This is a genomic window from Coprococcus sp. LG101-27, from assembly GCF_027695515.1.
Classification (GTDB): Bacteria; Bacillota; Clostridia; order Lachnospirales; family Lachnospiraceae; genus Allocoprococcus; species Allocoprococcus comes.
In genome coordinates, this window is record NZ_JAQEUJ010000003.1 from 104,199 (window position 1) to 115,954 (window position 11,756).

General features: G+C 39.7%; 15 protein-coding genes and 1 other RNA gene. 13 read left to right on the top strand and 3 right to left on the bottom strand.

The genetic code is table 11. From position 1 onward, the window contains the following. The first annotated feature begins 66 nt into the window (after positions 1-66). The 3 genes from PG766_RS04290 to rlmD are packed head-to-tail and all read left to right on the top strand — an operon-like array spanning position 67 to position 3,774. Positions 67-1,350 (top strand): S1C family serine protease, encoded by a 1,284-nt coding sequence (locus PG766_RS04290; RefSeq protein WP_118199539.1) that lies wholly within the window; start codon positions 67-69, stop codon positions 1,348-1,350. A 56-nt stretch (positions 1,351-1,406) separates the two neighbouring features. After that, positions 1,407-2,348 carry a 3'-5' exoribonuclease YhaM family protein gene (locus tag PG766_RS04295; protein ID WP_008368874.1) on the top strand — a complete coding sequence of 314 codons (942 nt, stop codon included), beginning with the start codon at positions 1,407-1,409 and terminating at the stop codon, positions 2,346-2,348. A 31-nt stretch (positions 2,349-2,379) separates the two neighbouring features. Next, the gene (gene rlmD / locus PG766_RS04300) at positions 2,380-3,774 is read left to right on the top strand and encodes a 23S rRNA (uracil(1939)-C(5))-methyltransferase RlmD (RefSeq protein WP_270590463.1); all 1,395 of its coding nucleotides are present in this window, start codon (positions 2,380-2,382) and stop codon (positions 3,772-3,774) included. A gap of 139 nt (positions 3,775-3,913) precedes the next feature. Here rlmD and PG766_RS04305 read toward each other — a convergent pair whose 3' ends face one another. The 3 genes from PG766_RS04305 to PG766_RS04315 form a co-directional block, all read right to left on the bottom strand. Beyond that, complete coding sequence (locus PG766_RS04305; protein ID WP_138344235.1) at positions 3,914-5,188, bottom strand: tyrosine-type recombinase/integrase; 1,275 nt, start codon at positions 5,186-5,188, stop codon at positions 3,914-3,916. A gap of 327 nt (positions 5,189-5,515) precedes the next feature. Next, positions 5,516-5,992 (bottom strand): hypothetical protein, encoded by a 477-nt coding sequence (locus PG766_RS04310; RefSeq protein WP_270590464.1) that lies wholly within the window; start codon positions 5,990-5,992, stop codon positions 5,516-5,518. Between the two features lie 64 nt (positions 5,993-6,056). Further along, entirely contained in the window at positions 6,057-6,461 is a 405-nt protein-coding gene (locus tag PG766_RS04315; protein WP_118575273.1) for a helix-turn-helix domain-containing protein, read from the bottom strand. 525 nt (positions 6,462-6,986) lie between these two features. Between PG766_RS04315 and PG766_RS04320 the strand changes: the two genes are divergently transcribed. The 10 genes from PG766_RS04320 (at position 6,987) to PG766_RS04365 (ending at position 11,741) form a co-directional block, all read left to right on the top strand. Next, positions 6,987-7,286 carry a hypothetical protein gene (locus PG766_RS04320; RefSeq protein ID WP_195196458.1) on the top strand — a complete coding sequence of 100 codons (300 nt, stop codon included), beginning with the start codon at positions 6,987-6,989 and terminating at the stop codon, positions 7,284-7,286. Between the two features lie 2 nt (positions 7,287-7,288). Next, on the top strand, positions 7,289-7,513 hold the full coding sequence (locus PG766_RS04325) for a hypothetical protein (RefSeq protein WP_055163233.1): 225 nt from the start codon (positions 7,289-7,291) through the stop codon (positions 7,511-7,513). After that, positions 7,513-7,581, top strand: an RNA gene (locus tag PG766_RS04330) — hammerhead ribozyme type II. The genes PG766_RS04325 and PG766_RS04330 overlap by 1 nt, the downstream gene beginning before the upstream one ends. 266 nt (positions 7,582-7,847) lie before the next feature. Further along, positions 7,848-8,057 (top strand): hypothetical protein, encoded by a 210-nt coding sequence (locus tag PG766_RS04335; RefSeq protein ID WP_055163232.1) that lies wholly within the window; start codon positions 7,848-7,850, stop codon positions 8,055-8,057. Then, positions 8,057-8,260, top strand: a complete 204-nt coding sequence (locus tag PG766_RS04340) for a hypothetical protein (protein WP_055163231.1) — start codon at positions 8,057-8,059, stop codon at positions 8,258-8,260. Before PG766_RS04335 ends, PG766_RS04340 begins: the two co-directional genes overlap by 1 nt. A 40-nt stretch (positions 8,261-8,300) precedes the next feature. Further along, complete coding sequence (locus PG766_RS04345) at positions 8,301-8,720, top strand: helix-turn-helix domain-containing protein (RefSeq protein WP_118427080.1); 420 nt, start codon at positions 8,301-8,303, stop codon at positions 8,718-8,720. Next, positions 8,720-9,622, top strand: a complete 903-nt coding sequence (locus tag PG766_RS04350; RefSeq protein WP_118427082.1) for a hypothetical protein — start codon at positions 8,720-8,722, stop codon at positions 9,620-9,622. Before PG766_RS04345 ends, PG766_RS04350 begins: the two co-directional genes overlap by 1 nt. A gap of 4 nt (positions 9,623-9,626) precedes the next feature. Further along, positions 9,627-10,175 (top strand): hypothetical protein, encoded by a 549-nt coding sequence (locus PG766_RS04355; protein ID WP_270590467.1) that lies wholly within the window; start codon positions 9,627-9,629, stop codon positions 10,173-10,175. Then, positions 10,175-11,524: an SNF2-related protein gene (locus PG766_RS04360; RefSeq protein WP_270590469.1), complete on the top strand. Its 1,350-nt coding sequence runs from the start codon at positions 10,175-10,177 to the stop codon at positions 11,522-11,524. Before PG766_RS04355 ends, PG766_RS04360 begins: the two co-directional genes overlap by 1 nt. 91 nt (positions 11,525-11,615) lie before the next feature. Further along, positions 11,616-11,741, top strand: a complete 126-nt coding sequence (locus PG766_RS04365; protein ID WP_270590470.1) for a hypothetical protein — start codon at positions 11,616-11,618, stop codon at positions 11,739-11,741. Positions 11,742-11,756 lie beyond the last annotated feature (15 nt).

An 11,756-nucleotide genomic window follows, 5' to 3' on the forward strand; every position in this document is an offset into this window, starting at 1 on the left:
CGGGGAATCATGTATACTAAAACCAGGTGTGGCTGAAAGCACTCCGGAGGTCTAAGGAGAAGCACAATGTCTGATAATCGGGAGAATAAGCATAACGAAGAACCGCACGACAGTGAGGAAGAAAAATATTCGTTTTTGCAGGAAACAGTAAAAGATGAACAGCGAAGTAAAAAAGGAATCATGGGAAATCTGTGCAGGCTTGCAGGAAGAGGACTGATTTTTGGACTTGCAGCAGGTCTTGCGTTTTATGCCCTTCGCCCATGGGCGATGACACATCTGGGCGGAGAGAAGGTAACGATTCCGCTGGATCAGGAGGAAACTCCGGTTGAGAATGAGACGGATACCAAGGATCAGGAAGCACAGGAAGAAGAGATTCAGTATCCGGATCTAACTGTCGAAGATTATCAGGAGATGAACCATGCATTATACCAGGTGGCATTGTCAGCAGGAAAAAGTGTGGTTGAGATCTATGCCGTGCACCGGGATGAAGGCTGGGAGAATGCAGGGGAGCAGGCTGTATCGGGAGTTATTTTCTGGGATAATGGAGCAGATCTTTTGATTGCGGCACCGGCAAGAATTGTAAAAGATGCAGAAGCACTGAAAGCCACATTTTCAGATAATACTACATATAACGCAACTTTGAAAAAGCAGGACCGGAATCTTGGACTTGCGATCATTGCGATTAAGAGATCAGATCTGTCGGATAGTACGAGGAACCAGATCCAGACGGCGATGCTTGGTAATTCTAATGCAGTGAACCGTGGGGACGGCGTGATCGTTCTTGGTGAGCAGTTTGGATATGCAGGTGGTGTCGGATATGGGATCATCAGTTCCACCAGAAATTACCGGACAGTGGCGGACGGGCAGTACCGGCTGCTTGATACAGATATTGCAGGAAGTGAAAAAGGGAGCGGAATTCTGTTTAACACGGCGGGTGAAGTGATTGGAATCTGTGACCAGTCAGAACTGCAGAGAGACGGAAATCTTGTAAGTGCCTATGCGATTTCGGATATCAAGGAAGAGATCGAACTTCTGGCAAATGGACAGGGAGTTCCGTATATTGGCGTTCACGGAGTTGTAGTGACGGAGAAGCTTGCCGGCGAACAGGGAATCCCGAAAGGCATTTATGTCAGGGAAGTAGAGGCTGATTCGCCTGCGATGCAGGCGGGGATCCAGAATGGTGATGTGATCACAGAGATTAACAAGACAGATATCACCGGTATAGCAGGATTCCATAAACAGATCGCAGAAGCCGGAACCGGTACACAGATCAGGATCAAAGGGCAGAGGCGTGGCGCAGATGGTTATGTCGATGTAACATTTGATGTGACAGTTGGAAGTAAAGAATAGATTTGCAGATAAAAAGCAACCATAAATTTAAAATATAGAGCAGGAAGAGGAATGACATGAGATATATTGAGACATTACACGAAGGCGAGACAATCAGAAATACGTATCTTTGCAAAGGAAAAAGAAGTGCGGAGACAAGGAACGGAAAACCATATGACAACCTGATCCTTCAGGACAAGACAGGAACTTTAGATGGAAAGATCTGGGATCCGAATTCAAATGGAATTGCAGATTACAGCGAAAAAGATTTTATTGAAGTTTACGGGGAGATCATCAGCTATAACGGCAATCTTCAGATGAACATCAAGCAGCTCCGTGTAGCAGACGAGGGAGAATACGATCCGGCGGATTATATGCCGACCAGCGAGAAAAGTGTGGATGGAATGTATGAAGAACTGATGCGTTATGGAAAGCAGGTGAAGAACCCGTATCTGCAGCAGGTGATCCGGTATTATTTTGTAAATGATGAACAGTTTATCAAGAGCTTCAAGGCACATTCTGCAGCAAAGAGTGTACATCACGGATTTGCCGGAGGACTTTTGGAGCACACATTAAGCGTAGTGAAATTCTGTGAATATATGGCAGGGGCATATCCGATCCTGAATAAGGATCTTCTGTATACAGCGGCAATGTGTCATGATATCGGAAAGACACAGGAACTTTCCCTGTTCCCGGATAATGATTATACCGATGATGGGCAGCTGCTCGGTCATATTGTGATCGGTGTGGAAATGCTGGATGATGCAATTCGTGAGATCCCGGATTTCCCAAAGAAGCTTGCCAGCGAATTAAAGCACTGTATCGTAGCGCATCACGGAGAACTCGAATACGGGTCGCCGAAGAAACCGGCGCTTGCTGAGGCAATGGCACTTAATTGTGCAGATAATGCTGATGCAAAGATGCAGACACTGACAGAGATTTTTAAGGCAAAAGATACAAAGGACTGGTTAGGTTATAACCGTCTGTTTGAATCTAACTTAAGAAAGACCAGTATCTAAGAGAAGTTCTGAAAGAAAGATGAGTATAAAAATGAAGAAAAATGACGTAGTGACGGTAGAAGTTACAGATATCGGAATCGGTGGTGAAGGAATCGGAAAGGTTGATGGATATACTCTGTTTATCAAGGATGCAGTCATCGGAGATACCGTTGAAGTAAAAGTAATGAAAGCAAAAAAGAACTACGGATATGCGAGATTAATGCGGATTGTAAAAGAATCCGCATTTCGTGTATCTGCACGCTGTCCGGAGGCAAGACGCTGTGGCGGATGCCAGATTCAGGAGATGGATTACCGGAAACAGCTGGAGTTTAAAAATACAAAAGTAAGAAATAACCTGATCCGTCTTGGCAGTGTGGAAGAAGAATTGCTGGATCAGATCATGGAGCCGATCGCAGGAATGGAGGAACCGTTCCGTTACCGGAATAAAGCACAGTTCCCGATCGGAGTGGATAAAGAAGGAAATCTGATTGCCGGATTCTATGCCGGAAGAACCCATCAGATCATCCCGGTTCCGAACAGGGACTGCGTACTTGGAGTACCGGAGAATAAAGTGATCCTGGATCAGATTCTGGACTACATGCGGGAAGAGAAGATTTCTGCATATGATGAGGAACGGCACAAAGGGCTGGTGCGCCATGTCCTGGTCCGGTATGGATTTACAACAAAAGAGATCATGGTTTGTCTGATCATTAACGGGGATAAGCTTCCCTGCAGTGAAAAATTGTTGGAAAAGCTGACAAAGATTCCTGGAATGACAAGTATTACTTATAATATCAATAAAGAAAAGACGAATGTGATCATGGGATCAAAGGTTTGTCCGCTCTGGGGACAGACGTATATCACCGATTATATCGGTAATGTCAAATACCAGATTTCACCGCTGTCTTTCTATCAGGTGAATCCGGTACAGACAGAGGTACTTTACGGAACCGCACTGGAATATGCCGGGCTTACTGGAAAAGAGACGGTTTGGGATGTGTATTGTGGTATCGGAACGATTTCCCTTTTCCTTGCGCAGAAAGCACAGAAAGTTTACGGCGTGGAAATCGTGCCGCAGGCAATTGAAGATGCAAAGCATAATGCTAAGATCAATGAGATTACAAACGCGGAGTTTTTTATAGGAAAGGCAGAAGAAGTGCTGCCGGAGTATTATGCGGATTATGCAAAAGAGCATCCGGGAGAGCATGCGAGAGCGGATGTGATCGTAGTCGATCCACCGAGAAAAGGATGTGAGAGAAGCGTACTGGATACGATGGTTCAGATGGAGCCGGAGAGGATCGTATATGTGAGTTGCGATTCAGCGACTTTGGCTCGGGATGTGAAGTATCTGCGGGAGAATGGGTATGAGATCAGGAAGGTGAAGGCGACTGATATGTTTCCGATGAGTGTGCATGTTGAAACAGTCTGTTTATTATCACGTAAATAAGCGGTTTTACAGGCTTTTATGAGTGGAGTTCAGTCTATTTGCCACCCATTTGCCACCGTAATTTTTAAAATCATCACTGAACAAAGAAAAGGGAGTGAACACGCTGAACAATCAGCGGATTCACTCCCACTATTTCTATTTATGATGTTTTTGCTTGGGTGATTTTTTCAAAGAGATCAACAGAACGTTCAGCCATCTTTTCAGTATCATGCACGTAGGTCTGCAATGTAGTTTCTATATTGGTGTGTCCTAATCGTGTCTGAACATTCTTAACATCAGCACCGGATTCAATCAACAGTGTTGCGTGTGTATGCCTTAAGCTGTGATAATCAAAGGCAAGATGCATTTCATGGTGTATAACCCTACTGCAATACTTAAATGAATCAGTGGAAGTATACTGACCGTTTTCATCAACACACACCAACCTGATACGCTGTAGTGGACTTTCAACACATTTTTGAATAGGTACAACCCTGATCATGTCATTACCTTTTTCATCAGTTTCAATCTTTTTAACATGAATCGTGTAATATTCACCATACTTCATTTCATTCTTGAGTTGTTCAGCTTTTTCCTTTTTCAATGCCTGATATAATGTTTCACCAAAAGGGACTTCACGAACAGAAGTAAATGTTTTTGGTGTAGTGAAGTACCAAGATGAACGCTGTTCTTTCTTACCTTTCTTTTCAACAACCTTTCTTACATCTGCCCCAAAGTTACGTTTTACAATCTGCTTATTTACAGATATTTTTCTTTTATCAAAATCAATATCATCCCAAGTAAGACCAAAGGTTTCTGATATTCGTAAGCCTGTATAAAATCCGATCATTAAAGGTATATAGTACCGTGTGTTTTGAAATCTGTCACGAATCTTACACCATTCATCTAACGTCAGTACAATTCGTTCACGTGGTTTTCTTTCAACCTTTGGAAATTTCACATATTGCATGGGGTTAGACTGTAAATAGTGCATTGGTTCAACTGCATAATTCAGTGCAGCACTGAATACAGACAAAATACCAACTAAATGACTTTTTGAATTACCGTTCATTTTAAGTTCAACAGCATATTCCTGTAATACTGCCGGAGTGATTGCCTTTAATCTATACATACCAAATTTTGGAATTAGATGCCCTTGAATGATTCTTAAATACCCTACTTGGGTGTTATATTTCAGATTGGTCTTACAGTACAGATCAAACCACTGATTCAGGTAATCAGCAACCGTTATTTCTGTCGGTTCAAATACAGTTCCGGCATTATTGTATTCATTCATAGCAGCAGTCAATGCCTGTTCAGCTTCCTTCTTGGTTCTGAATCCACCCTTTTCTTTTTTCTTCCTTTTACCGTCAATTTTTCCAAGGTCAAAATAATATGACCATGTTGTACCTCTTTTTCTTACTCCACCTTGCATAAATAGCACTTCCTTTCATTGAAACCATAAGGAATGAATGCTATAATGGTTTTTGCATAGTCCAAATCATTTCATTCCTTTGGTTTGGTTTTGCTGACCCTGACCGCTGCAACGGTTGGGGTCGTTTTTTTTACTGGTTACACTTGGTTACGCTTTAGTTACGGTTGAGGTTACAGTTATATTACCTTGATTTACAAGGTGGTTACACTTGTCTACGGTTCATCACAAGTTCTTTATATAACGCTTATATGAATAAAAAAAATAAAGTATAAAAAGTAAAATATATAAGATATAGATTTTAAGTGTAACCGTAACCAACCGTAACCGTTAAAGTTGAATGTCACTTGTTGGTGCTGATTCTATATGTGCAAGTTCTTTTAGCCTTTTGGATAGCTTAAGACCTTTGTATATTCTAGTATCTTCAAACTGTATATATTTATCTTCACCGTCTGAACTGGTGTAACTGATGATAAAATACAGGTGTGTTTTCTTTCCGGTTTTTGTACCTGTACCGGATGCAGCACCAACTATTGCACCAACACCGCCAAATATTACACCACCAACTACAGCCCTACCGATCACAGACTTTGGTTTTTGAATAAGTTCAGTCTTTCCACCATAGAACACATCTGTAATCTGATCATAATTAAGTAATAGCTTGCGTTTCTGCATTGAGGTAATTTCTAAATGATCATCATACAACGCAACGTCATACATATAACCTTTTGAAAAACCTGCAATATCTTCCTGTAACTGGAAATAGTCACTAATGATAGAGCCTTTTGTACTTCTTAAAAATCCCATAATCAACCATCCTTTCTAAAGTCTACAATTATAATATTTTCCTGATTTTCCCAAATTTGGTATATTATGCCATTTTTTGAGCATCCCTTTTTACAGGTTCGGTGTATTTTGGTAATGCAGCAGTATCACGAAGTTCTTCCATGATTTTGTTTTTACCTGCTTCATTCAGTTTTGAATATAACTGAACAAGTTCATACACATCTGAACCATATTGATTTTTAATAAGATCAGTAATATCATGCTTTTCTTTTGGTTCATCGTTTTTCTTTTCAGACCAACCCATAATATAATCTGTCGTAGTTTCAAGTGCATCTGCAATCTGTTTGATCTTAGATTGTCTTAATTGTTGTATGTCAAGTTCAATCTTATTTATAGATGATTTACTTTTATAACCAATCCGGTGTGCAAGATCTTCCTGTGACATTCCCAATTCTTCACGTCTACTTTTTATACGTTGACCTATACTCATTAAGATTACCTTCCTTTCCTTGTTTATAAGTAAAGAATACCATGAAATAGATTAAATATCAACTTTTTTCAAGTTTTTTCAAAATAACTGTTGACATTCTATCTACCATCATGTATTATGATGTCAGTAGATAAAACATCTACTTCAAAAACAAAGCAAGCAGGAAAGACCGGGTGAAGCGATAGGGCTACACACAAGTAACATGGTAGTTATGCTGACAAATGTATCAGACAGAGTGTGCGAAGAATAAACATGACCCGGCAAATCAGTTGAAGAAAGTAGGAACTGTAGGACAAGAAAGCAAAGTGAGCTGTACTAATTGAAGAAAACAGTTTAGCACTAGCCGATAGTGACTTTACTCCTTAACCAAGAAGCAGTTAAACGGAAGAATCAACAAGCGAGAGGACACAGTACTTTGTTTTTGAATCCGTTCCCGGTTACTCACCCCATCTATGATGACCGGGAACGAATATAAGAACCTGTTGCAGCAGGTAAAACCAAAGGGATGAAAGGAAGGCTTGGACTATGAAATTAAATAAAGAAAAATTCTTAAAATCAGAACTTGGCGGAAATTTACAGGAATGTGTGACCGCTTGGGATCACTGGTTGACAGAACTTAGAAAATTTAACATTGATACCGTTGGTCAGAAATATAGAGAAACAAGAAAAGCTGCTGATTGGTGTCAGGCACAGTTTGAAGTATTTCAGACAGTAATGCGTCAGTTTTACAATATAGAATATCATTTCAGTAGAACAGATGAATATTTTGGTGTATGTACGGAAGATGAAACTGATTGGCTGTTTAAGGTAGAAAGGACGGTTTAAGTATGAATAAGGTAAGAAGAAAAAGATTGTCGGAAGCGTTAGAGTTGATCAGTCAGGCAAAGGATATTTTAGAAGAAGTCAAAGACGAAGAACAGGAAGCCTTTGATAATCTTCCTGAAAGTTTCCAATACGGTGAGCGTGGTGATCAGATGCAGGAATACATTGATAGTATTGATGAAGCGTATTCAAATTTAGAGGAAGTAGAAGATACAATTTCAGAAATATAAGCCGAAACGGTCAGCAATGACCGTCATGCAAGGGGTGACTGCCTTGTGTCTGATGATGGCAGGTTATCAGCAAAGTCAAATAAGATAGCAGTTCTTTTATAAGTGTTGTCTGTTATGTAGTGGTTGACAGGTTTTGTTCAGTTTTAATGTGAAACTGTTCAGCGGTTCATAGAAAAACACGCTATAAAAATTCTATAGTAGGACAGCAAGTTTACAGGTTTTAGTGTGAAATCTGATAAGGGTTTCTTGGTGTGTGATTCCCTGAAAAATAAAACCACCACATAACAGGCAACATTTATAAAAGGGCTGCTAATCGGAAAGGAAGGTTGTGCAAATGAAGAAAGTAATTGCAGGTTGTATTGATCTGATGCTTGAATTTGATTCTGCATCTGAACTTGATCGTTACATTGCTGATATTGAAGCAAAGAAACAGGAATACAGCATTGTTGACCGCAAAGAATTACCGGGTGACAGAATCATGATTAGAATACACAGACAATACAATAAAAGCCCATTCCCAACAACAGAAGGTGGTGAGAAGTAATGACAAACACAACACTGTTAAGACAGAAAATTGATGAATCCGGTTATAAGTTACAGTTCTTAGCTGAAAAATGCGGTTTGACTTATTATGGATTGATGAAGAAAGTCAACAATGAAACAGAGTTCAAAGCGTCTGAAATTAAAGTGTTGAAAGAACTTTTGAAGTTGACGAATGAAGAAGCAAACAAGATTTTTTTTGCCTAAAAAGTAGATAAATTATCTACCAACAAAGGAGTGAAACAAGATGACATTCAGTGAAAAGTTAAAACAGGCTATGCAAGAATTACACCTGAATCAACGTCAGGTGTGCGGTATGACTGGAAAAAGTAAAGGTTCTGTCAGTCAGTACCTTTCAGGTAAACAGATACCATCAGAAGATGTTCAAAGTGCTATTGCAGTAGCACTTGGACTTGAATCAGATTACTTTTCAAAATCTGATGAACAGGTGGTTGTACTTCCAACTGCTGAATTAAGAAATGGGGTAATTCCCCGGTTAGATGTGGAAAAGGCTGCAAAGCTGTTACAGATGAATCACAACACAGTTCGCAAGGGTTTACAGCAAGGGGTTTTTCCTTGGGGTTACGGTATTCATACATCTGATAACCGGTGGGTGTACTTCATCAACGCAAAACGTTTTGCAGAGATAGAGGGGGTCAAAGTGTAATGCCGAAAATTCAGTATAAAGAAATCAATTTCAGAGGTAAAAGCCTTGAATTGATTAACTTGGTAAATCAGGTAATCAATGAATATAAAAATCAGGGATATGAGTTGACACTTAGACAGACTTACTATCAGTTGGTTGCACGTGGTTATATACCGAACAATGAAAGAAGTTATAAAAATATAGGCAATCTTATCAACGATGGTAGACTGGCAGGTTTGATTGACTGGTACAGCATTGTTGATAGAACGAGAAACTTAAGAGGAAACAGTCATTGGGGCAAACCGGAAGATGTTATTGCATCAGCAAGATACAGTTATCTGCTGAATAAGTGGGATGGTCAACCAAACTATGTTGAAGTGTGGGTTGAAAAAGATGCACTTGTTGATATTGTCGGTCAGGCTTGTATACCACTTGATACACCTTATTTTTCATGTAGAGGTTATACATCACAGTCAGAAATGTGGTCAGCAGCACAACGATTTATAGATCAGAGTTACAGGGATAATCGTTACATTATACATCTTGGAGATCACGACCCAAGCGGTATTGATATGACAAGGGATATTCAGGAACGCTTGCAGATGTTCGGTGCAGATGTGTATGTAAAGCGTGTAGCACTGACCATGAATCAGATTGAAACATACAACCCACCACCGAACCCGGCAAAACTTTCTGATTCACGATGTGGGAAATACATTGATGAATACGGTGATGAATCATGGGAACTTGATGCACTTGAACCAAGTGTGATCACAAATCTTATCACAAATGAGGTTACCGCTTTCAGGGATGATGAAATTTATCAGGCGGTATGTGATTTAGAAAAACGTGGAAAAGAAGAACTTAAAATGATTGAACGTAACTACGATAGAGCAGTTGCATTTTTAGAAAGTGAGGTTTAATAACATGAAAAAATTTGAATTTACAGGAGAAACCAAGACAATAAGTTTATTTTTTAGAACAGCTACACTTCACAGAATCAGAGCGGTAGCAGAATTTGGTCTTGTCAAAATTGGTGATCTTGGCGGTTGGATTGAGAAAGAAGAAAATCTTTCCCATGAAGGAAAGGCTTGGGTTTGCGGTGATGCCAAGGTTTGGGGCAATGCCGAGGTTTGCGGTGATGCCAAGGTTTGGGGCAATGCCGAGGTTTGCGGTGATGCCAAGGTTTGGGGCAATGCCGAGGTTTGGGGCAATGCCGAGGTCTTTTCTGCAAGTCATGTGTTAGTGATCGGTGCTATTGGTAGCCGGGACGATTTCACAACATTCTTTAGAGATAAAGACAATGAAATTACTGTCAAGTGTGGTTGCTTCATTGGTAAGATTGATAAATTTCTTGAAAAGGTCACACAGACACATGGTGATTCTAAGTATGCATTAGTTTACAGAGCAGCAGTTGAGGTCGCAAGATTACAGATTGACCTTTCAGGTGAAGCACCAAAGGACGCTGATGAATAATGAATGATCTTCAATTCATGCCCCATCAGGAAGAAGTGCTGAACCTGACTGATGATAAAAACAGGTGTGCTTATTACTTAGATATGGGACTTGGTAAGACTTTTGTAGGTGCTGAAAAAATGTATTTGCTGAACAATACTGTAAATTTGATTGTATGCCAAAAATCAAAAATTGATGATTGGGTTGATCACATGAAAACGTATTACCCTGAATACAGGGTTATGGACTTGACCAAGAAAAGTGAAGGTGTGAACTTCCGTACACTGGTTGAAACCAAAGACCTGTATAATCAGAACATTCAGATTGTCGGTGTAATCAACTATGATTTGGTATTCAGACGCAAGTATATAGCCCATATAACAGACTTTACATTGTTACTTGATGAATCAAGCCTTATATGCAACGAAAACGCTAAACGGTCAAAATTCATATTGAAGTTACAACCGGAAAGCGTGATCTTACTGTCAGGTACACCAACAGCAGGAAAGTATGAACGGTTGTGGTCACAGCTTAAGTTGTTAGGTTGGGACATTAACAAGAAAGCCTTTTATGCTTCCTATGTTCAGACGGAATGGATTGAAAACGGTGATGGGTACAAGAAAGAAGTAATCACAGGATATAAGCACGTTGAGCATTTGAAGAAAAGACTTACACAGTTTGGTGCAGTATTCATGAAAACAGAAGAAGTGATTGAACTGCCTGAACAGACTGAACAGAAAATTTTCTTGAAGATCACAAATGAATATAAGTTTTTCATTAAACACAATTACTTGGAACTTGATACAAGGAACTTAGTCAGATTCAAAGATGATTCAGATTCTGAAGGTGAAGATGTGACACCAAGGGTTGAGTTGATTGGTGATAATAGCCTGACCAAAACATTATATTGCAGACAGCTGTGCGGTCAATGGCATAAGGAAAAACTGGAAGCATTCAGGGACTTACTGGAATCAACAGAAGATCGGTTGATTGTATTTTATAACTTCAATGAAGAACTGACAAGACTTAGAAAAATATGCGAATCACTCAACAGGGAAGTCAGTTTTGTAAATGGTTCAGGACGTTCAATGTATGCATATGAATGTGTAGATAACAGTGTCACATTTGTTCAGTACCAAGCAGGGGCAATGGGTGGTAACTATCAGAAAGCAAATAAGATTGTGTACTTTACGTTGCCACTTGGAAAAGGGTCTTGTGATCTTTGGGAACAGTCAAAGAAGCGTATACACAGAATCGGTCAGAACAGACCATGTTACTACTATTACCTACTGGTAAAGGGAAGTTTTGAAGAAAGGAATCTTGCAGCATTGCAGGAAGGAAAGGAACTAACTGATGAATTGTTCACATAATTGTATGATGTGCCGGGTATGGAAGTACATCAAAAAACATTTTAAGAATTTTGTTATTAAGACAATTATCTTTTTTAACATGTTAAGTCTTATGTACTGGATTGTATACATTGATTACATCATATCATGGCAACCATATGCAATTATGGCATTCAATCTTTTGGTACTGTCACTGATCGGATATGCAAATAAAGACAATGGAGTTGATTTTTTATAGCAGCAGAAAAGAATT

Bases quoted from the DNA above. Each gene is read 5' to 3' on its own strand.
- PG766_RS04325 (WP_055163233.1), top strand. From the start codon at position 7,289: ATGAATAAGGTAAGAAGAAAAAGATTGTCGGAAGCGTTAGAGTTGATC.
- PG766_RS04365 (WP_270590470.1), top strand. From the start codon at position 11,616: ATGTACTGGATTGTATACATTGATTACATCATATCATGGCAACCATAT.
- PG766_RS04355 (WP_270590467.1), top strand. From the start codon at position 9,627: ATGAAAAAATTTGAATTTACAGGAGAAACCAAGACAATAAGTTTATTT.
- PG766_RS04340 (WP_055163231.1), top strand. From the start codon at position 8,057: ATGACAAACACAACACTGTTAAGACAGAAAATTGATGAATCCGGTTAT.
- PG766_RS04320 (WP_195196458.1), top strand. From the start codon at position 6,987: ATGAAATTAAATAAAGAAAAATTCTTAAAATCAGAACTTGGCGGAAAT.
- PG766_RS04350 (WP_118427082.1), top strand. From the start codon at position 8,720: ATGCCGAAAATTCAGTATAAAGAAATCAATTTCAGAGGTAAAAGCCTT.
- PG766_RS04290 (WP_118199539.1), top strand. From the start codon at position 67: ATGTCTGATAATCGGGAGAATAAGCATAACGAAGAACCGCACGACAGT.
- PG766_RS04315 (WP_118575273.1), bottom strand. From the start codon at position 6,461: ATGAGTATAGGTCAACGTATAAAAAGTAGACGTGAAGAATTGGGAATG.
- PG766_RS04295 (WP_008368874.1), top strand. From the start codon at position 1,407: ATGAGATATATTGAGACATTACACGAAGGCGAGACAATCAGAAATACG.
- PG766_RS04305 (WP_138344235.1), bottom strand. From the start codon at position 5,188: ATGCAAGGTGGAGTAAGAAAAAGAGGTACAACATGGTCATATTATTTT.
- PG766_RS04345 (WP_118427080.1), top strand. From the start codon at position 8,301: ATGACATTCAGTGAAAAGTTAAAACAGGCTATGCAAGAATTACACCTG.
- rlmD (WP_270590463.1), top strand. From the start codon at position 2,380: ATGAAGAAAAATGACGTAGTGACGGTAGAAGTTACAGATATCGGAATC.
- PG766_RS04360 (WP_270590469.1), top strand. From the start codon at position 10,175: ATGAATGATCTTCAATTCATGCCCCATCAGGAAGAAGTGCTGAACCTG.
- PG766_RS04310 (WP_270590464.1), bottom strand. From the start codon at position 5,992: ATGGGATTTTTAAGAAGTACAAAAGGCTCTATCATTAGTGACTATTTC.
- PG766_RS04335 (WP_055163232.1), top strand. From the start codon at position 7,848: ATGAAGAAAGTAATTGCAGGTTGTATTGATCTGATGCTTGAATTTGAT.